Below are 20176 nucleotides of genomic sequence, written 5' to 3' on the forward strand. Positions count from 1 at the left end.
TTATTGCACGAAAATAAGTGTATTGGTAAGGTTATACAAACTTTTTGATAACTTTGCAGACCTTTATCATTTTAGATAATTGAAAATTGGGGTCGACTGGTTTTGACAGCAAGATTAATGAAATGGTAAGCACGTCGTGTAATGACTTTGAAACACGTAAAAGGCTAGGTCAAACTTTTAAACGGCGAGAATAACTACGCTTTAGCTGCCTAATCCGAATCATAGTAGGATTGGCCTAGGTACACAAGGTGTACAAGCTAAATGTCTCCTGAAAGCCTTGATTAACGGCGTTCGATTAGAGGCATCGTAAATGTTAATATAGAACGTGAAGCGCTTCGATTTACGTTTGAAACTAAAGAAGATAAGTTGTCAGTAGGTTGTCTGTAACCAGCTTGCAATCGAAAAAACAAGAACAGAATAAACGTGTAGAAAGCCCTTTGGTTACTTGTTTGGACGAGAGTTCGATTCTCTCCGACTCCACCTACGCCCTCTGTAGCTTTAAGCGAAAGAGGGCTTTTTATTTTACTTTCACTCAAAATTCCTTAATTTGATTTTTACGAGCTTCGGTGGACTCGTCCACTGTTTAAAAAAATAATTATGGAATTACCTTATGCTGTTTACATTTTAGAATGTAATGACAAGACTTATTATACAGGATTTACAACAAATATTAAAAGTAGATTGAAAGCACACAATAATCAAGAAGTGCACTATACAAAAGATAAACTACCTGTAAAATTAGTACATCTATCATTATTTAAAGACAAACAAAAAGCTTATGATTTTGAACGATATTTAAAAACAGGTTCGGGGAAGGCTGTTAGAAACAAACGATTGATTTAATTTTCTAAATATTCAGATAAATACTTATAAAATCTCGTTTTCGGCAATTTCAAAAAAATAGATTTTTAACTAAAAGGGTTTACTGCACCACTTTTACTTCCATACCTTCATGTTGCCATTTGGAAATACCACCTTCCAAATCGTAAACTTTTACAAAACCCGCATCCACCATTTTTTTTGCACAACTGGCACTGCGACCTCCGGATTTACAATATAAAATCACAGGTTTGTTTTTGTCCAATTTGGCTATATCTTCATCAAAGGTTGGTGATAAAAAATCAATGTTCTGAAAATTTTCAATATATCCTTCAGCATATTCGCCTGGTGTTCTAACATCTACCAATTGAATATCATCCAACTCCATTAATGACTGCATTTCTTCAACAGAAACCACTTTTACTTCACCTTTTTTTTCTTCTTTTTTACAACTGCTAACTCCAATCATCATAAGGAGTGCAACGAATACAATATTTTTTTTCATCTCTAAATTATTTATGGGTTATCGCTCCTTGCCATTCTGAAAAACCACCTAAAAGATTGTAGGTTTTATTGAATCCCAACTGATTCATGATGGCACATGCCTGGGCGCTCCTGCCGCCAGAGCGGCAATAAATATAGTAGGTCTTATCTTTATCAAGTTCTTGAACTTTGTCCATAAAAGTCTGACCTTGATAAATATCCATATGTAATGCTTTAGGAATATAGCCTTCATCTATCTCTTGCTCTGTTCGGACATCAATGAGGACGGCATTGGAATCGTTTTCCAATTTCTCGCGCCATTCGGTTTGGGTCAAATCTGCCATATCTCTTTTTTTTGATTTATAACAAAATTAAGATTTATTGATTAACAGACGAAAAAAAATCCGAAGTGTTACGCTTCGGATTCTTTATTTTTCTAAACTTTTATAGAGCAACCAATAGCTCGCGTCTTGGTTTCCGTAATTTCTTTGCCTGACAATAACGCATCGACAGCATTTTCTACATATTTCTGATTAACGGCATTGGCATCTTGGTAATTATCATCTATGGCTCCAATATATTTTACCACATTACCTTTTTTGGTTTTTTGCAATACAAATACATGCGGTGTTTTTGTAGCGCCATATTGCGGATAAATCTTTTGTCCTTGATCCATTAAATAAGGAAAGGTAAAGCCTTTGGCTTTGGCTCTGGCTTGCATAGCCTCCATATTGTCACCAGGTTTCACATCGGTATTATTAGGCATGATGGCAATAACCGGATAGCCTTTATCAGCATACTTTTTGTTCAACGCTTCAACACGGTCTTCATAGGCAACTGCGTAAGGGCAGGTATTGCAAGTAAATACAACAATAAAACCTTTGGCTTCTTTAAAATCGGCCAAGGATACCATCTTACCATCAATGTTTTCCAGACTAAAATCTGTAGCTATATCGCCTATTTCATAACCGCCACTGTCATTGATTGCGGTAAATGAAAATAAGGTCACAACTGCTATAAGTGCGAATACTGTTTTTAGTGTTTTCATAATAATTAGTTTAAAAAGTGTTTGAGTTCGGTTTCTAGTTCTTCATAGGTAAAAGACTGTTCGTAAAACTGTCTTTTCTCTTTATTGTATATCAATGTGGCTGGAATGGCTCCTGACCAATTTTCATCAACTTTAGGAATCCAAGAATTACTATCCACATCATTCAACAGAACAACTTTAGATTGTAACTTCTTTTCAACAATGAAAGGTTTTAATTTGGATTCATACTGTTTTGGGAAGTCCAGACTAATCAAAATCACTTCAACATTATCAGATTGATACGTTGCTCCTAATTTTTCAAAATATGGAAGTTCCTTCACACAAGGTCCGCACCAGGTAGCCCAAAAATTCACAACATAAGTCTTTTCATCAGAAAAACTCAAATATTTTTCAATACCATTAAAATCATGAACCTCAAGGGAAATTGCAGGCTCTTGAGTTTGAACTTTTTCGACTTCATTAGTCTTGTAATCAGCCACAACATTTTTTTTGTCTTGATTGCAACTGAACAAACAAATTCCAAGGAATAAAATTAAATACTTCATTTCACTAAAATTAGATATAACTACTGAAACCCAATAATGTTTAACAAATATTTAATTTTAAGCCATTTATATATTTATTTTTTTACATTTGTATATACAACAGTTACAATGAGAATTGAAGACATTCTTAAAACAAGTAAATCGTTATCCGATTCAAAAAAAACTGTTGTGAATTTAGTTTATACAGCTAATTTGGTTAACTATAAACTAAATGATGTTCTGAAGTCACATGGTATTTCACTTGAACAGTTTAATGTTTTGAGGATTTTGAGAGGTCAAAAAGGTGTCGCCTCAACGTTAGCAAACGTTCAAGAGCGTATGGTTACCAAAAGCAGCAATGCCACGCGCCTGATAGATAAATTAATTGCAAAAGGGTATGTGACCAAAGAAGTAAATGCTAAAAACAAACGAAAAATTAACATAAACATTACGGATAAAGGCCTGGAGGCTTTAAAGATTTTGGATGTTTTAATTGATAACACAGAAAAAGATATAACAAGCCAACTAACCAAAGAAGAATCCCGAGAATTAAACAAGTTACTGGAAAAGATTCGATTAATAGCTAACTAATTCTCTTTAAACATCTGGTAACTAGAAGAACTACCATCATTGTATGGTAGTTTTTTTTTATTTATTTTGGAAACTTCTAAATTCATTCTATATTTGAACCAATAATGAAAACAATATTAAATAATACATGGTGGTGGAAATTTCGAAATCTCATTTCGTGAATTAACGCTATTCGTATATTTAAACAAAATATCTCAAAAGGCTTGTCATTCACGACAAGCCTTTTTTAATTTATAAGCATGAAACTTTTTAGTCTTTACACACATAATAAAAAAATATTGGCCGATACTATTACACCTGTGAGTATCTACCTAAAGCTAAGGGACAAATACCCCAATAGTATCTTGTTGGAAAGTAGTGATTATCACACAAATGATAACAGCTTTTCCTATATATGCTGTAACCCGATTGCTTCAATAGAAATAAAAGATGGACTCATAAAACAAACGTTTCCCGATGGCAGCACCCTAAACACCAAAATAACATCCAAAACAAACATCACTAACAAAATACATGGGTTTACAAAGCGCTTTAAAACCAAAACTAAAAATGAATTTAAATTTATTAATAATGGGATTTTTGGTTATATGAATTATGATTCCGTCAAGTACTTTGAAGACATTGAAATTACTGACAAGGATAATAAACTAGATATTCCAGATATCTATTACGCTGTATATCAAAATATCATCGCCATCAATCATTTTAAGAACGAAGCCTATGTTTTTGCACATTGTTTTAATGCAGACAATAATATTGATGAGATTCTCCAACTTATAAAAGCCAAAAACTTTACCGCTTTTAATTTTTCAACTAATGGAAAAACAATCTCTAATTTAACGGATGCAGAGTACAAAGAGCAGGTAGAGTTAGCCAAAAAGCATTGTGCAAGAGGCGATGTTTTTCAAATGGTTCTCTCAAAAAAATTCTCTCAAAAATTTAAAGGCGATGATTTTAATGTCTATAGAGCTTTGAGAAGTATTAACCCATCACCTTACCTATTTTATTTTGACTATGGCAATTTCAAAATATTTGGCAGCTCGCCAGAGGCTCAACTTATTGTTAATAACAATAAAACTGAAATACATCCTATTGCAGGAACATTTAAAAGAACAGGAAATGATGAACAGGATGCAGAACTTGCAAAAAAATTAGCCGTTGATGAAAAGGAAAATGCTGAGCATGTGATGCTGGTTGACTTGGCCAGAAATGATTTAAGTCGACATGGTAGTCAGGTAACTGTTGAGACCTATCGAGAAGTTCAATTCTTCTCACACGTTATCCATTTAGTAAGTAAAGTAAGGGCTATTAAAAACAGTAAAACACCAACTTTTCAGGTAGTAGCCGATACCTTCCCTGCTGGCACATTAAGTGGTGCCCCAAAACATAGAGCCATGCAGTTAATTGATAAATACGAAAAGACCAATCGTGGTTTTTACGGTGGCGCCATTGGGTTTATGGACTTCAATGGTAATTTTAATCACGCAATAATGATTCGTACTTTTTTAAGCAAAGACCATCAGTTGCACTGGCAAGCTGGTGCCGGTCTAGTTTCAAAATCAAATCCTGAAAGTGAGCTTCAGGAAGTTTACAATAAATTAGGTGCGCTAACAAAGGCCATTGAAATTGCTAAAACACTCTAAAATCATGAAAAGAATTCTAGTTATAGATAATTACGACAGTTTCACTTATAATCTTGTTCACTATTTAGAAGATTTAGATTGTGAGGTCACAGTAGTTAGAAACGATCAATTCAACTTAAAAGATGTTGAGAAATTCGACAAAATATTACTATCGCCAGGTCCAGGAATACCAGAAGAAGCTGGTTTACTCAAACCATTGATAAAAGAATATGCCACAACTAAAAGCATTTTGGGTATTTGTTTGGGTCAACAGGCGATAGCCGAAGTTTTTGGTGGTGAACTAATAAATCTAGATACCGTTTTTCATGGGGTAGCAACAAACATAACAATCACCGATGAAGGGGACTACCTATTTGAAGGATTAGACAAAACCATAGCGATTGGCAGATATCATTCCTGGGTGGTTAATCCAAAACTGCCCGAATGTCTCGTTGTAACTTCATATGATGAACAAAATCAGATTATGTCTTTAAAACACTTGGAGTATGATGTGAGAGCTGTGCAATTTCATCCAGAATCGGTATTGACACCTAATGGCAAACAAATTTTAAAGAATTGGGTAAACAACTAATATGAAATACCCATTAACAAAATTTGCAAACCAACCGACCATGTTGATCAGAGTATTCCACCTGACCATTCAAACAAATAAATATTAACAGATGAAGGATACTTTAAACAGATTAATTAATCAGGAAAGCATCTCAACCGAAGAAGCAAAAAAAGTACTTATTGCTATTTCCAGAGGGGAATACAACCCCAGTCTTGTGGCTTCGTTTCTAACAGTTTATATGATGCGTTCCATAACTATTGAAGAATTAAAAGGGTTCCGTGATGCGCTTTTGGAGCTTTGCGTTCCGGTAAATTTAAGAGGGTATAATACCATAGATCTTTGCGGAACAGGTGGTGATGGCAAAGATACATTTAACATATCGACCTTGGCTTCATTTGTAACAGCAGGCGCTGGTATTCAAGTTACCAAACATGGCAATTATGGTGTATCATCAACTTGTGGCTCATCAAATGTTATGGAATATCTTGGCGTGAGGTTTTCCAATAAAATGGGATTTTTAAAGCAATGCTTGGATAAAGCTAATATTTGTGTGCTGCATGCACCATTATTTCATCCTGCTATGAAGGAGGTGGCTCCCATTAGAAAAGCACTAGGCGTTAAAACCTTTTTCAATATGCTAGGTCCCATGGTAAATCCGGCGTCTCCAAAAAATCAGATGGTTGGCGTATTTAGTTTGGAACTTTTGCGACTTTATAATTACCTGTATCAAGACACCAATAAAAACTATAGCATTGTTCACGCTTTAGATGGCTATGATGAACTGTCTTTAACAGACACTGCCAAAGTCGTTACCAATCATACTGAATATATGATTTCGGCTTCAGAATTTGGTGTTGAACAACTCAAACAGGCCGACATTCATGGCGGAAACTCCATTGCATCATCGGCAAAAATATTCACCCATATTTTAAATGGTCATGGCACCAATGCACAAAACCATGTCGTTTGTGCCAATGCAGCCATAGCCATCTCAACAGCTACCCAAAAACCAGTAAATACATGTTTTGAAATAGCCTTGGAATCCCTTTTAAGTGGTAAAGCCAAAGCTTCTTTTGAAACATTAATAGCATTAAGTAAATAGCATGAATATCCTTCAAAAAATAATAACCGATAAACGTGTTGAAATTGATTTGAAAAAGCAACTTGTTCCCATAAAACAATTGGAACAAGCAAAACTATTTGAAATAAAAACATATTCTCTTGTAAAAAACTTAAAACAAAGCCGAACTGGAATCATTGCCGAGCATAAGCGTCGTTCACCATCAAAAGCAACTATCAATCAAAACGCAAATGTTCAAGATGTTGTTTCAGGTTATGAAACTGCTGGTGCTTCGGGTATATCAGTCTTAACTGATGGTAAATATTTTGGCGGCTCTCTAGATGATTTTATTTTAGCTAGAGCCAGTTGCAAACTTCCTCTGTTACGCAAAGATTTTATAATATCAGAGTATCAAATTATAGAAGCTAAAGCACATGGTGCTGATGTCATTCTATTAATTGCTGCCGTACTTTCAAAAGAGGAAATTAAGCAATTTTCAGAACTGGCAAAACAGCTACATTTGGAGGTATTATTAGAAGTACACAATGAAGAAGAATTACAAAAATCAATCATATCAACAGTAGATATGCTTGGCGTAAATAACCGCAATTTAAAAACCTTTGAAGTTAGTTTAGAGACTAGCAAAAGGTTAAGTGCTATGATACCAAAAGATTTTATAAAAATATCTGAAAGCGGCTTAAGTACTATTGAAGCCATAAGAGATCTTAAGCAATATGGCTATAAGGGTTTTTTGATTGGTGAGAATTTCATGAAAACTAATAATCCTGGAAAAAGCGCAACAGAATTCATAAGAAACCTTGAAGCATGAAACTAAAAATCTGTGGCATGAAATATAATATTGCTGAAGTTGCAGCATTGCAACCAGATTACATGGGCTTTATATTCTATGAAAAGTCACCCAGACATTATAAGGGTATTATTCCAGCATTACCAAAAGGGATAAAAAAAGTTGGTGTTTTTGTTGATGAAGATGAAAGCTTGATAAAAAGAAAAAATGAAGAATACAATTTCGATTTTATTCAATTGCATGGTCAGGAATCACCAGAGTTTTGCAATTCAATTAAATCAATTGGGAAACAAATCATCAAAGTATTCTCAATTAAAAACGAATTTGACTTCAGTGTTTTAAAAGATTATGAGGCTGTTTGTGATTATTTTTTGTTTGATACCAAAGGAAAACACCCAGGTGGAAATGGCTATACATTCAACTGGAAGGTGCTCGATAAATACCCTTCTACCAAGCCCTATTTTTTAAGTGGCGGTATTGGTTTAAATGAAGCTGACGCTATCTTGTCATTCCTGCGCAAGCAGGAATCTAAATATTGTCATGCCATTGATGTCAATAGTAAATTTGAAGATAAACCAGGATTAAAAAATATTGAAGAATTAAAGGCATTTAAAGAATTAACATGTCATGTCGAGCGCAGTTGAGACATCTCATTACGAGATTTCTCAATCACTTTGCTCATGTCGAATTGACAAAGCTTTATGAAAAAAACTTATAACATCAACGAAAAAGGCTATTATGGAGAATTTGGAGGTGCTTTCATTCCAGAGATGCTCTATCCAAACGTAGAAGAGTTACGCCAAAACTACCTGAAAATAATGGCTGACCCTTCTTTTAAAGCAGAGTTTGACCAATTATTAAAGGACTACGTTGGTCGTCCGTCTCCACTCTATTTTGCCAAACGTCTTTCAGAAAAATACCATACAAAAATCTATTTAAAGCGTGAAGACCTCAATCATACAGGTGCACACAAAATAAACAACACCATAGGTCAAATTATCATGGCAAAACGTTTGGGCAAACACCGAATCATTGCCGAAACTGGCGCTGGACAACATGGTGTTGCCACAGCTACGGTTTGTGCCTTAATGGGTTTGAAATGTGTGGTTTATATGGGTGAAATAGATATTGCTAGGCAAGCGCCTAATGTTGCTAGAATGAAAATGTTGGGAGCTACTGTAATTCCTGCCACATCAGGCAGCAAAACCCTAAAAGATGCCACCAATGAAGCTATTCGCGATTGGATAAGCAATCCAACAGATACCCATTATATCATTGGAAGCGTTGTTGGCCCACATCCATATCCTGATATGGTTGCCCGATTTCAATCAGTTATATCAGAAGAAATACAAAAACAATTACTAGAACAAGAAGGCATTTCAAAACCAAACTATATAGTTGCCTGTGTTGGTGGAGGCAGCAATGCTGCTGGTGCCTTTTATCATTTCTTAAATGACACCCAAGTTCATTTAATTGCTGTTGAAGCCGCAGGAAAAGGTATTCATTCTGGAGAAAGTGCAGCAACATCTGCTTTAGGAAACATCGGTATTATACATGGCAGCAAAACCCTATTAATGCAAACCAAAGATGGGCAAATTACCGAACCTTATTCCATTTCAGCAGGATTGGATTATCCTGGCGTAGGGCCAATGCATGCCCATCTATACCAAACCAATAGAGCCCAGTTTCTGTCCGTCACAGATGACGAAGCCATGGTAGCGGGACTTGAACTCTGTAAACTGGAAGGCATCATTCCTGCTATTGAAAGTGCACATGCCCTAGCTGTTTTTAATAAGAAAACGTTCAGCCCTGAAGATATTGTGGTATTGAGCCTGTCGGGTCGTGGTGACAAAGATTTAGAGACTTATATGAAACATTTTGAACTTTAAATTGTGAATCGGATAAATCAAAAATTACAAGAAGATAAAAAGCTACTGTCTATATATTTTACAGCGGGTTATCCTAATTTAAATGATACGGTACGCATCATTCAAACCCTTGAAAAAAGCGATGTCGATATGATTGAAATTGGTTTGCCCTTTAGTGATCCGTTAGCTGATGGCCCAACTATTCAAGCCAGTTCAACGCAAGCTTTGAAAAATGGTATGACTACCGAAGTGTTGTTCAATCAATTAAAAGACATTCGTAAATCGGTTTCAATTCCATTAATTATTATGGGTTATTTTAACCCTATTTTACAATATGGTGTGGAAGCCTTTTGTAAAACATGTCAGGACATTGGTATAGATGGTTTAATACTTCCCGATTTACCTGTTGATGTGTATACCGAACAGTACCAATCCACTTTTGAAAAATATGGACTGATCAACATACTCTTAATTACACCCCAAACTTCAAATGAGCGCATTACATATATTGATGCCATTTCCAAGAGCTTTATTTATATGGTAAGTTCAGCCAGCACAACAGGTGTCAAAACAGGTTTTGATGATACGCAATTAGACTACTTCAAGCGCATTGCCAACATGAAACTTAAAAATCCTTTAATAGTTGGGTTTGGTATTTCAAACCATGAAACCTTTTCACAAGCCACACAGTTTACCAAAGGCGCCATAATTGGCAGTGCTTTTATTAAGGTCATTAAAACAAATACATTGCAGGCTATTGAAAAATTTGTAGTTTCTATCCTAAACAAATAGCTTTAATAAAAAAAAGGCTATTTTAGTAGTACAAACCAACAACCAAAAAATGAAATCATATTTTCTACTTTTATTTATATTCTGTTATTGTTTTACCTTTTCACAAAACACAGAAAATAATGAGGAAGCTCCTCAAGAATCCCAAGCAGATGCTCTAGCCAAGCAATTACAGAATCCTGTTGCCAGTTTGATAAGTGTACCCTTTCAAGGAAATTTTGACTTTGGTATTGGCGCTGCAAATGGTTCACGAATGACTTTAAACATTCAACCTGTTGTCCCCATTAGCTTAAGTGAGAATTGGAATTTAATTGGGCGGGTTATATTACCGGTTATTTCACAACAAGATGTGCAAGGAAACAGTGGCAGTCAGTTTGGATTAAGCGATGCTGTTGTTAGTGGCTTCTTTTCGCCTAAAGAGCCAACTTCTGGTGGACTTATTTGGGGAGCAGGCCCAGTATTTTTGGTTCCAACTGCCACCGATAATCGTCTAGGCACCGAAAAGTTTGGCATGGGTCCTACAGTGGTGATGCTCAAACAAGCCGGACAATTTACCATTGGTGCTTTGGCAAACCACATTTGGTCTGTAGCTGGCAGTGATAATAGAGCCGATGTCAATAATACATTTTTACAACCTTTTATAGCTAGAAACTTTAAAGGTGGTTATTCCTTGACCATCAACACCGAACTTACACAAAATTGGGATGCTGATGCTACTTCGGGTAGTCTTCATCTAATTGGTGCAAAAGTATTTAGCATTGGTAAACAGTTAACGCAATTTGCCATTGGTCCAAGAATACCATACGGCAATGCCAACACAGCCGATTGGGGTTTTAGAGCCATGATCGTATTATTGTTCCCAAAAGGATAAAAAACATACAAAATCATTTTTAATGAAATACTTTAAAATAATTTGTGCCTATTTACTGCTCCTCACACCATTGACTTTGTGCGCTCAAAATGACACGATTGTTTTAAAAAATAATGACAAATTAGTTGGGGAAATTAAATCAATGGATCGTGGTGTCGTAACTATTGAAACAGATTATAGCGATTCTGATTTTACCATTACTTGGATTGACATCATCAGTATTAAAAGTAAGCAAACCTATCTCATGACCTTGTCTGATGGCACGCGCATAAACAGTTCCATGTACACGCAACAAGGCGATTCAGCTGTGGTAACACTTAAAGGTTACAATGATTCCACAGTAAAAATTAAGGATATCGTTTATATCAATCCCGTAAAAAATAAATTTATTTCTCGAATTAAAGCCTCGGTTTCAGTAGGGTATAACATTACCAAAAGTAACAATTTGAGTCAATTATCTATTAACAGTAATTTGAGCTATACCGCTTACAAATGGGTTTTAAACGGAAGCTATAATTCCGTGAGAAGTAATCAAGATAATACCGAAGCCACCAGCCGTACGGATGCTACTTTAGGCCTTAAGTATTTTATGAAACGGGATTGGTTTTATTCCCTTTCTGGAGATTTCCTTTCAAACGATGAACAAAAACTAAAACTACGTTCAACCGTCAAGTCTGGTCTCGGTAAATATATCATCCATTCCAATAAATTATATTTTGGTGGCGGATTTGGTTTAGCTTGGAACAACGAAAGCTTTACGGATGTTAATAACACTAACAGAAATTCTTTGGAGGCCTATGGTGGATTAGCTCTTGACATTTTTGATGTTAAGGACTTTAGCTTGAACACCAACGTCACGTTTTACCCTAGTTTGACCGAAGGTGGTCGATACAGGCTGGACTACACCTTGAACTTAAAGTATGATTTACCACTGGATTTCTTTATAAAACTCGGGTTAACCTATAACTACGATAGCAAACCTGTTGAAGGCGCTTCAGTATCTGACTATGTGTTTCAATCAACCTTTGGATGGGAATTTAATTAATTAGCTTATGGCACTTTTTAATAAATCAACAAGAGCATTAATCTTTGGCGGTCTGTTTTTCATAATTCCGTTCTTTTTGGTTGTTGTTGCTGGCAAGCAGCTTTTTGAAATCCTTCACCCATTAGGTCAAAAAATAAGTTCGCTGTTAGACTTGCATACCATTTTTGGTAAATCATCTGTACTCATAGTCACGATTCTTATTATCATTCTCGTTTGCTATTTGGCAGGCATGCTCATTGAAAAAGGGTTGGTAAGAAACTGGAATACCCGATTGGAGAAAAAACTATTTGTCTTTTTCCCATCATTACAAATGCTCAAGTTTAGACTAATTGGCGACAAAAACAAAGTCATTAACGAAGTCTGGCAAGGTATTGTATTCAAGGAAGACAATGCTTACAGAATTGCTTTCATTACCGACAAAAAAGAAAACCACACCACTATCTACATTCCTGATGCCCCTAAAATTGATGCTGGCGAAGTCCGTTATATGATTAATTCGGAATTTGAATACTATCCCATTACCATGAAAGAAGCTATGTCCGCCATTTATAATTTTGGTGAGGGGTTAAACATTGAGTCAATCCTAGCTAACAAAACGATCAAATAGTTCAAAAAAACTCCCGATACTGCATGACCCGAAAATCAAAGGTATTGAACTTGGGATTTTTAGCTTTAAGTTGTTTATAAAGTGGGTTGCTACCAATGGCCCTATTTGCAGAACCAGAAGCCGAGGTCAATGATACGGTTTGAATGATTTTACCATCAAGTTCAAATTTGTGAATTCTAGGAATCTCTTGTTCTACCAATTCCAATTTTAGGTTGTAATCCTTTATATGCCTCCTAAAAAAATATTCCGGACCATTCTTACTGTTGCCACCAGTAAACAACAGGGTATCAATATTGGGATATTGCTTTAAATAGCCCACTAAATTGCGTAATACAATGTTTCTCATCCCCAAATCAGACGCATCAATCTTGTCACGTTCAGCAGAGGCTACAATATCACAGACACCTATTCGATGCTCAATTAAAAACGCTTTTCGTTGGTCTATGGCTTCCTGCGAGTTGTCATACCGCAGCCCCAGTTGGTGTATGGCATCAATAAACAACCACAAACTGTTGTAGTAACTCCCATAGCAAAAATCAACATCCTTTTCCAGTAAATCGCCCGTAGAAAAACGTGGCGGTGGCAAGGTGCCAAGAATCAATTTCGTGGTGTTTTCTTGAATAAAAGGTTCGTATGGGTGTTTGTGTAGGAACATAATACAATTCCTGCGCAGGCAGGAATCTAAAGTACATTTTGATAAATTTCGTCAATTCGAGTGAATTTTTCGATTGAAATGAGAAAAATTTGTATCGAGAACCAAATTTCGTATTTTATAGCTAATAAAAATAAGTTTAATTAAATGAGATTCCCACTTTCGTGGGCAATAAACTATGGGAAAAGGCGATAAAAAAACAAAACGTGGCAAAATCAATCGAGGTACTTATGGTGTCAGACGTCCACGTATCAAGAAAAAAGTAAAACCTGAAGATAAAATCAATATCAACAAGAAGGCTAAACCTTGATTTTATTTCCTAATCGTTTACCAATTTTATAGGCAACAGCTATAGCTACCAGTATGATTATTATATTCACAAAAACATAGCCGGTATACAGCAAGACATCTTCTTTGGAATTGATGCAAAAACGCGCTGTAACACAGGTTTCAAGAGGCTCTTCGTAAATTTGAATAAGCATAAAACTCATTACAAACAAGACCAATATAGCAACAAGGATGTATTGCAAGGTTTTGTTTTTAGGCTTCTTTCCAGTTGGCTTAAAAATATTGCGCTCTTCTTCGGTACGCTTGTTATCTTGTAAAGACCAGATTGTTTTCTTTTGAGAGCTGCTCATGGAATCTGTAGTTTTCTACATTAAAATTCTTGATATCATCTAATGTTTTGGCATTAGTATCAATAATATACCGTGCCATTAATCCACGAGCCACTTTGGCAAAAATTCCAATGGTTTTGTAGTCGCCATTTTTAAACTCCTTGAAATCTATATGTATAACCGGAACTTTCAAGGCTTTGGTATCAACTGCTTTAAAATACTCGTTACTCGCCAAGTTTAAAAACAGTTCATCGTCTTCCAATTCATCATTTAAAGCTTGGGTGACTTTCTTTTTCCAAAACTCATAAAGGTTCTTGTTTTTACCAACAGGGAATTTGGTTCCCATCTCTAGGCGGTAAGGCATAATCAAATCCAAGGGCTTCAAAACACCATAAAGTCCAGATAGAATTCTTACGGTATCTTGTAATCTATCAATCTGATCCTTTGGGATGGTATAGGCATCCATGCCTCTATACACATCACCATTAAAGGCATAAACCGCTTGCCGTGCAGTATCTTTGGTAAAAGGCAACTGCCACTCTTGATTACGCTCATAGTTGAGTTGTCCCAAATTATCAGATATGCTCATCAATTTGGATAAACTTTTAGCCGATTTCTTTTTTAACAACTTGTTCAGGCGTTCAGCTTCATTTAAAAAACAGGCTTCAGTGCTTTTTGGTGTTGGTAGTTTACTTTCAAAATCCAATGATTTGGCAGGAGATAAAACGAGTTTCATGAGTATCTAAATTTTTAACAAATTTACAATGACGCTTGGTAAGAATCAACTTTATAATTTAGTTGTTTCCTATGAAATGATAATTAAAATTTATTCGTCAGCTTGATGCTTGGAATATTGACGCCATTTCTCAATGCAAGCTTGCATATCCTCCGGAATTTCAGAATCAAATCGTAACATCTTACCAGTTTTGGGGTGCTCAAAACCTAATGTTTTGGCGTGTAGTGCTTGCCTTGGCAATACTTTAAAACAGTTATCTACAAACTGCTTGTATTTGGTAAAGGTGGTACCTTTTAGAATTTTTTCACCACCATATCGCTCATCATTGAATAAGGTATGCCCAATGTGTTTCATGTGCACCCGAATTTGGTGTGTACGTCCGGTCTCCAACTTACAAGACACCAAAGTCACGTAACCTAGTCGTTCCAGAACTTTGTAGTGCGTTACGGCAGGTTTACCTTTATCGGCTTCATCACCTTCAAAAACGGTATTTTGTAAGCGGTTTTTAGGATGTCTCCCTATGTTGCCTTCAATGGTTCCCTCATCTTCCTCAATATTGCCCCAAACCAAAGCCACATATTCGCGCTCACTGGTTTTATCAAAAAACTGCTTGGATAAATGCGCCATAGTCTCCTCGTTCTTGGCAATCACCAAAAGCCCACTGGTGTCTTTATCGATTCGGTGAACCAAACCTGGTCTATTACTGGAGTTATTGGGCAGATTATCAAAATGGTAAATCAATGCGTTAATCAACGTCCCCGAATAATTACCATGCCCAGGATGCACAACCATACCAGCTTCTTTATTGACCACCAACAAATCATCATCTTCATAGACAATGTCAAGCGGAATATTTTCTGGAGTCAGTAAATACTCATAAGGTGGATGCTCAAACAACACACGGATTTTGTCAAATGGCTTGACCTTGTAATTGGATTTTACTGGCGAATCATTGACGTAGATATTCCCATTCTTGGCAGCAGCTTGAATTTTATTGCGCGTGGCATTCTCAATAAAATTCATAAGGTATTTATCTATGCGAAGTGGTTGCTGACCTTTTTCGGCTGTAAAAGCATAATGCTCATACAAGTCATCATCTTCTTCTTGATTTTCGGGTGTGTAGTCCTCCATCATTATTCGGTTGAACCAGGACGTTTTCCGTTACCCAAGACCAAATCTATTTTTGATGTTTTAGGCAACATATCGCCTGCTGCTATTTCTTGACCGTCATGAGTCATTTTCAAAACCACATCAATGGCAATATTATCCACATACTTTAACTCTCCCAATTTAAAACCAAGGGCTTCCAAAGTTGGTTTTGCCTGACGAAGCGTTCGTTCCTTTAATTCAGGCACCATAACTTTTCGGTAACCAGAAGGATTTAAGGTTAGGTATATTTTTCTATTTTCCTTAACCTGTTTACCAGCATCAGGATCTTGCTCAATAACTGAAAATTTGGGGTAATCCGGATTGAAATTTGAAGAATCCAAAATTTCCATCACAAGATTGTTTTCTTTCAGCTCAATATTAGCTACTTCAATGGATTTCCCTTTTAAATCAGGCACCGTTTCAAATTCACCGTGATTGGTGGAAATATTCAACCATTTTAACATGATAAAAACAATCACTACCAAAGCTACTACAGCCAAGGCCAATTGTTTTAAAAATACTTTACTCTTAAGGAATCCTAATAAACTCATGAAAGATAATTTCTGAAACAAATATATAAAAACAGAACTGTTTTTAGTTTTGATTTTTAAGTGATATTTTAGCTTAACTAATAATAGATACGTTTTATTGCACGTTTCAGATTATATAGATAGTATTAATTAACACGGTTCTGCTACTGCAGAAATTATCTATGAAAAAAAACATAGGCATCATCATGGGTGGCTACTCGAGTGAATACGAAATTTCACTGAAAAGTGGCAACGTTGTTTACAAAACATTAAATCCTGAAAAGTACCATGCGTATCGCTTGCATATCTTTTCAGATAAATGGGTTTATGTTGATGACAACGACAGAGAATATCCCATTGACAAAAATGATTTCTCCATCAGGGTTGATGGTGAAAAAGTAAACTTTCACTGTATTTTTAATGCTATCCATGGTTCGCCAGGTGAAGACGGCTATATGCAAGCATACTTTAAATTACTGAACATACCGCATACCAGTTGTGGCATGTATCAAGCGGCATTAACGTTCAACAAAAGAGATTGCTTGAGTGTCTTAAAGCCATTTGGAATTAAAACAGCCGAAAGCTATTATTTAAATTTAGGTGACACGGTTGATGAAGAAGCCATTGTAAAAGCGGTTGGCCTACCCTGTTTTGTGAAAGCCAACAGAGCCGGCAGTAGTTTTGGTATAACCAAAGTTTATAAAAAAGAAGATTTACAAGCAGCAGTAGATTTTGCCTACAAAGAGGATAATGAGATTATTATAGAATCGTTTCTAGATGGCACCGAAGTTTCCGTTGGTGTTATCAGCTATAAAGGCGAAACAAGAGTACTTCCCATTACAGAAATTGTCAGTGAAAACGATTTTTTTGATTACAAAGCCAAATACTTGGGTGAATCACAAGAAATCACACCTGCTCGCATTTCTGAAGCAGACACGAACAAGGTAAAGGAACTGGCCAAAAAAGTATATGAGGTTTTAAAAATGACTGGATTTTCAAGGAGTGAATATATTTTCAAAAATGGCGAACCACATTTATTGGAAATCAATACCGTTCCCGGATTAACGCAGGCTAGCATTTTACCGCAACAGGCACAAGCTGCTGGAATCAGTCTTTCTGAACTCTTTGAAAATGCCATTGAGGAAGCTTTGAAATAAAAATTGTAATTTTAAAACATGAAACGCGCGATTTTTCCAGGGTCATTTGACCCCATTACTCTAGGGCATTACGACATCATTAAACGAGCTGTCAATTTGTTTGATGAAGTTATTGTGGCCATTGGTATTAATGCAGAGAAGAAGTATATGTTCTCTTTAGAAGAACGCATGCAATTTATCAAGGAAGCCTTTGCCAATGAACCGAAGGTAACGGTGGTGTCCTATCAAGGGCTCACGGTTGATTTCTGTAAAAAAAATAATGTCAAATTCATTTTACGCGGCTTACGAAATCCAGCTGATTTCGAATTTGAAAAAGCCATTGCCCATACCAATCGGGATTTAGCGCCCATTGAAACGGTGTTTTTATTGACTGCTGCTGATACCTCATATATTTCATCTTCAATCGTTCGTGATGTCATCCGAAATAACGGTGATTACACCAAATTGGTGCCAAAAAGTGTTCGCGTTAAATAGTAAACTGATGAAATATCTCAAGCTAAATGCTTTACTCCTAATTTTTGTGTTATTAGGATGTCAAAAGGAAAAGGCTGAAGTATTTAATAAAGAAGAAACCATCACCGAAATTAAATCCATGTTTGATAATTATCATGAAGCGATCAAACAAAATGGTTTACCTGCTGAATTTGATTATTTAGATGATTCTGATGATTTTTTCTGGGTACCACCAGGTTACAAGTCTGTTATTAAGTATGATTCCATAAAATCCATTCTTATCCAGAATAACAAAAGCATACAATCCATTTCTTTTGAATTTGAAACTTTGGAAATATTTCCTTTGTCACCAGAAATTGCTAACTATTCTGGTATTGTAAAAGGGAAAATGATTGATACAGCTAATGCGACTTCCAACTTCAAAATAATAGAATCGGGCACACTTATTAAGCGTACTGACGGTTGGAAACTCCTGAACGGACAATCTCGAAATTTAGATTAAAACTTATATTCCGAAAGCGGTTTTGGAAATTCTTCGGGATTTGCTGCCAAATGATAACGCGGATCATCTATTGCCTCAATAATAACTTCTCGGAATTTCGGACTGGCTTTGTATAATAAGATTTTACAATCCTCACTCAAATGCTTTAGTTTAATGGATTTACCTTCGGCTTCATACTTTTCAACCAGATTGAAAATAGCCTCTAAAGCCGAATGGTCACTCACACGCGATTCCACAAAATCGATTTCAACCGTTTCAGGGTCATTCTTTACATCAAATTTTTCATTAAACGCCTTTATGGAGCCGAAGAACAATGGTCCCCAAATTTCATAAACTTTAGTACCATCATCCTTAAAGCGTTTACGAGCACGAATACGTTTCGCATTTTCCCAAGAGAATACCAAAGCACTAACAATAACTCCAGCAATTACAGCAACGGCCAAATCAAACAATACCGTCAAACCAGAAACCAAAACCAACACAAATAAATCAGATCGCGGAATTTTTCGTGCAATTCTAAAACTAGACCATGCAAAGGTTCCGATGACCACCATAAACATCACACCAACCAAGGCCGCAATAGGCACTTGCTCAATAAGTCCTGATGCAAATAATATAAACATCAACAGAGCAACAGCCGCTACGATACCAGATAACCTAGTTCGACCGCCTGCTTTAATGTTGATGATAGATTGGCCAATCATGGCACAACCACCCATACCACCAAACAGACCCGTAACGATATTGGCACCACCTTGTGCCAAACATTCCCGATTGGTATTTCCGCGAGTTTCTGTTAATTCATCAATCAGATTTAAGGTCATTAAGGATTCTATCAAGCCAATGGCCGCCAAGATCAATGCATAAGGTCCAATGAATTTTAAGGTTTGCCAAGTAAAAGAAACCTTATTAAATATGTCAAACTGAAATTGTGGTAAGCCACCTTTTAATCCTTCTCCTCCTCCATCTCTGATAAAACTTCCTACGGTAGCCACGTCTAAATTTCCGAAAATCACAATGGCAGAAACAACCAATATCGCCATTAATGCTTCTGGTAACTTTTTAGTCAACTTGGGTAAACCAAACATAATTCCCATGGTCAATGCTACAAGTCCAATCATTATCCATAACTCACTTCCATGCAACCAAACTTCTTTACCATTTTCAGTAGTCATAAACATTCCTAACTGCGACAGGAAAATCACAATAGCTAAACCATTCACAAAGCCCATCATGACAGGATGTGGTATTAACCGAACAAATTTTCCAAGTTTAAAGACTCCGGCCAGCATTTGAATGACACCCATAAGAATAACGGTTGCAAACAAGTAATATAAGCCTAACTGTTCATCAGCGGCTCCCATGGCATTTCCTTCAGCTACCAAATTCACCATCACAACCGCCAAAGCACCTGTAGCGCCACTAATCATACCTGGACGGCCGCCAAAAATAGAGGTTATCAAACCAATCATAAAGGCTGCATATAAACCAACTAAAGGATCTACACCTGCTACAAAAGCAAAGGCAACAGCTTCAGGTACCAATGCCAAAGCAACCGTTAAACCTGATAAAATATCGTTTTTGGCATTAGCCGCTCGTTTTCTAATAAACTCTGTCATGATGGTCGTTTTTCAGGCTGCAAAAATACGGTTAATATGAACAAGCACAAGT

26 protein-coding genes and 1 other RNA gene are annotated in these 20176 nt (G+C 36.2%); 17 read left to right on the forward strand and 10 right to left on the reverse strand.

What is annotated here, in order from left to right:
* Window positions 1-88 precede the first annotated feature (88 nt).
* Together ssrA and C1T31_RS05385 are read left to right on the forward strand one after the other, a co-directional pair.
* Window positions 89-483: a transfer-messenger RNA gene (ssrA, locus tag C1T31_RS05380) on the forward strand.
* A gap of 114 nt (window positions 484-597) precedes the next feature.
* Window positions 598-843, forward strand: coding sequence for a GIY-YIG nuclease family protein (locus C1T31_RS05385; protein ID WP_103051463.1), 246 nt, complete (start codon window positions 598-600; stop codon window positions 841-843).
* A gap of 79 nt (window positions 844-922) precedes the next feature.
* Here the strand turns inward: C1T31_RS05385 and C1T31_RS05390 are convergent, their stop codons facing one another.
* The 4 genes from C1T31_RS05390 to C1T31_RS05405 all read right to left on the reverse strand — a co-directional run bounded on the left by C1T31_RS05390 (window position 923) and on the right by C1T31_RS05405 (window position 2895).
* Window positions 923-1324, reverse strand: a complete 402-nt coding sequence (locus tag C1T31_RS05390; RefSeq protein ID WP_103051464.1) for a rhodanese-like domain-containing protein — start codon at window positions 1322-1324, stop codon at window positions 923-925.
* Between the two features lie 7 nt (window positions 1325-1331).
* Complete coding sequence (locus tag C1T31_RS05395) at window positions 1332-1646, reverse strand: rhodanese-like domain-containing protein (protein ID WP_103051465.1); 315 nt, start codon at window positions 1644-1646, stop codon at window positions 1332-1334.
* Between the two features lie 92 nt (window positions 1647-1738).
* Window positions 1739-2350, reverse strand: coding sequence for a thioredoxin family protein (locus C1T31_RS05400; protein WP_103051466.1), 612 nt, complete (start codon window positions 2348-2350; stop codon window positions 1739-1741).
* Window positions 2351-2355: 5 nt separating this feature from the next.
* Window positions 2356-2895 carry a TlpA family protein disulfide reductase gene (locus C1T31_RS05405; RefSeq protein WP_103051467.1) on the reverse strand — a complete coding sequence of 180 codons (540 nt, stop codon included), beginning with the start codon at window positions 2893-2895 and terminating at the stop codon, window positions 2356-2358.
* A 108-nt stretch (window positions 2896-3003) separates the two neighbouring features.
* On the opposite strand from C1T31_RS05405, the gene C1T31_RS05410 reads away from it, so the two are divergent.
* The 11 genes from C1T31_RS05410 (at window position 3004) to C1T31_RS05460 (ending at window position 12709) form a co-directional block, all read left to right on the forward strand.
* Entirely contained in the window at window positions 3004-3465 is a 462-nt protein-coding gene (locus tag C1T31_RS05410) for a MarR family winged helix-turn-helix transcriptional regulator (protein WP_103051468.1), read from the forward strand.
* Between the two features lie 239 nt (window positions 3466-3704).
* Window positions 3705-5108: an anthranilate synthase component I family protein gene (locus tag C1T31_RS05415; protein WP_103051469.1), complete on the forward strand. Its 1404-nt coding sequence runs from the start codon at window positions 3705-3707 to the stop codon at window positions 5106-5108.
* A 4-nt stretch (window positions 5109-5112) separates the two neighbouring features.
* A complete protein-coding gene (locus C1T31_RS05420; protein WP_103051470.1) occupies window positions 5113-5679 on the forward strand; it encodes an anthranilate synthase component II in 567 nt (188 codons plus the stop codon).
* Window positions 5680-5770: 91 nt separating this feature from the next.
* Window positions 5771-6763, forward strand: coding sequence for an anthranilate phosphoribosyltransferase (gene trpD / locus C1T31_RS05425; protein ID WP_103051471.1), 993 nt, complete (start codon window positions 5771-5773; stop codon window positions 6761-6763).
* Window position 6764: 1 nt separating this feature from the next.
* Complete coding sequence (gene trpC, locus C1T31_RS05430) at window positions 6765-7550, forward strand: indole-3-glycerol phosphate synthase TrpC (protein WP_103051472.1); 786 nt, start codon at window positions 6765-6767, stop codon at window positions 7548-7550.
* The gene (locus C1T31_RS05435; RefSeq protein ID WP_103051473.1) at window positions 7547-8173 is read left to right on the forward strand and encodes a phosphoribosylanthranilate isomerase; all 627 of its coding nucleotides are present in this window, start codon (window positions 7547-7549) and stop codon (window positions 8171-8173) included. The genes trpC and C1T31_RS05435 overlap by 4 nt, the downstream gene beginning before the upstream one ends.
* 57 nt (window positions 8174-8230) lie before the next feature.
* A complete protein-coding gene (trpB, locus tag C1T31_RS05440) occupies window positions 8231-9418 on the forward strand; it encodes a tryptophan synthase subunit beta (RefSeq protein WP_103051474.1) in 1188 nt (395 codons plus the stop codon).
* A 3-nt stretch (window positions 9419-9421) separates the two neighbouring features.
* A complete protein-coding gene (gene trpA / locus C1T31_RS05445) occupies window positions 9422-10189 on the forward strand; it encodes a tryptophan synthase subunit alpha (protein WP_103051475.1) in 768 nt (255 codons plus the stop codon).
* A gap of 49 nt (window positions 10190-10238) precedes the next feature.
* Entirely contained in the window at window positions 10239-11057 is an 819-nt protein-coding gene (locus C1T31_RS05450) for a hypothetical protein (RefSeq protein ID WP_103051476.1), read from the forward strand.
* A 22-nt stretch (window positions 11058-11079) separates the two neighbouring features.
* Window positions 11080-12102: a DUF481 domain-containing protein gene (locus C1T31_RS05455; RefSeq protein WP_103051477.1), complete on the forward strand. Its 1023-nt coding sequence runs from the start codon at window positions 11080-11082 to the stop codon at window positions 12100-12102.
* Window positions 12103-12109: 7 nt separating this feature from the next.
* On the forward strand, window positions 12110-12709 hold the full coding sequence (locus C1T31_RS05460; RefSeq protein ID WP_103051478.1) for a hypothetical protein: 600 nt from the start codon (window positions 12110-12112) through the stop codon (window positions 12707-12709).
* A 1-nt stretch (window position 12710) separates the two neighbouring features.
* Here C1T31_RS05460 and C1T31_RS05465 read toward each other — a convergent pair whose 3' ends face one another.
* Window positions 12711-13364, reverse strand: a complete 654-nt coding sequence (locus tag C1T31_RS05465) for a uracil-DNA glycosylase family protein (RefSeq protein ID WP_103051479.1) — start codon at window positions 13362-13364, stop codon at window positions 12711-12713.
* 175 nt (window positions 13365-13539) lie between these two features.
* Here C1T31_RS05465 and C1T31_RS05470 point away from each other — a divergent pair, with 175 nt between their 5' ends.
* Entirely contained in the window at window positions 13540-13671 is a 132-nt protein-coding gene (locus C1T31_RS05470) for a 30S ribosomal protein THX (RefSeq protein WP_103051480.1), read from the forward strand.
* Here C1T31_RS05470 and C1T31_RS05475 read toward each other — a convergent pair.
* The 4 genes from C1T31_RS05475 to C1T31_RS05490 form a co-directional block, all read right to left on the reverse strand.
* Window positions 13661-13999 carry a hypothetical protein gene (locus tag C1T31_RS05475; protein ID WP_103051481.1) on the reverse strand — a complete coding sequence of 113 codons (339 nt, stop codon included), beginning with the start codon at window positions 13997-13999 and terminating at the stop codon, window positions 13661-13663. The two genes, C1T31_RS05470 and C1T31_RS05475, sit on opposite strands and share 11 nt — an antisense overlap.
* Window positions 13956-14714: a peroxide stress protein YaaA gene (yaaA, locus tag C1T31_RS05480; protein WP_103051482.1), complete on the reverse strand. Its 759-nt coding sequence runs from the start codon at window positions 14712-14714 to the stop codon at window positions 13956-13958. The genes C1T31_RS05475 and yaaA overlap by 44 nt, the downstream gene beginning before the upstream one ends.
* A 90-nt stretch (window positions 14715-14804) precedes the next feature.
* On the reverse strand, window positions 14805-15845 hold the full coding sequence (locus tag C1T31_RS05485; protein WP_103051751.1) for an RluA family pseudouridine synthase: 1041 nt from the start codon (window positions 15843-15845) through the stop codon (window positions 14805-14807).
* Window positions 15846-15847: 2 nt separating this feature from the next.
* Window positions 15848-16414, reverse strand: a complete 567-nt coding sequence (locus tag C1T31_RS05490; RefSeq protein ID WP_103051483.1) for a PASTA domain-containing protein — start codon at window positions 16412-16414, stop codon at window positions 15848-15850.
* Window positions 16415-16575: 161 nt separating this feature from the next.
* Here C1T31_RS05490 and C1T31_RS05495 point away from each other — a divergent pair, with 161 nt between their 5' ends.
* The 3 genes from C1T31_RS05495 to C1T31_RS05505 are packed head-to-tail and all read left to right on the forward strand — an operon-like array spanning window position 16576 to window position 18505.
* Window positions 16576-17550 (forward strand): D-alanine--D-alanine ligase, encoded by a 975-nt coding sequence (locus tag C1T31_RS05495; RefSeq protein WP_103051484.1) that lies wholly within the window; start codon window positions 16576-16578, stop codon window positions 17548-17550.
* Window positions 17551-17568: 18 nt separating this feature from the next.
* Window positions 17569-18024, forward strand: a complete 456-nt coding sequence (gene coaD / locus C1T31_RS05500) for a pantetheine-phosphate adenylyltransferase (protein WP_103051485.1) — start codon at window positions 17569-17571, stop codon at window positions 18022-18024.
* Between the two features lie 7 nt (window positions 18025-18031).
* Window positions 18032-18505, forward strand: coding sequence for a nuclear transport factor 2 family protein (locus C1T31_RS05505; protein WP_103051486.1), 474 nt, complete (start codon window positions 18032-18034; stop codon window positions 18503-18505).
* Here C1T31_RS05505 and C1T31_RS05510 read toward each other — a convergent pair.
* Window positions 18502-20124, reverse strand: coding sequence for a SulP family inorganic anion transporter (locus tag C1T31_RS05510; protein WP_103051487.1), 1623 nt, complete (start codon window positions 20122-20124; stop codon window positions 18502-18504). The genes C1T31_RS05505 and C1T31_RS05510 overlap by 4 nt on opposite strands.
* Window positions 20125-20176: the final 52 nt, after the last annotated feature.

The organism is Hanstruepera neustonica, from assembly GCF_002895005.1.
Lineage (GTDB): Bacteria > Bacteroidota > Bacteroidia > Flavobacteriales > Flavobacteriaceae > Hanstruepera > Hanstruepera neustonica.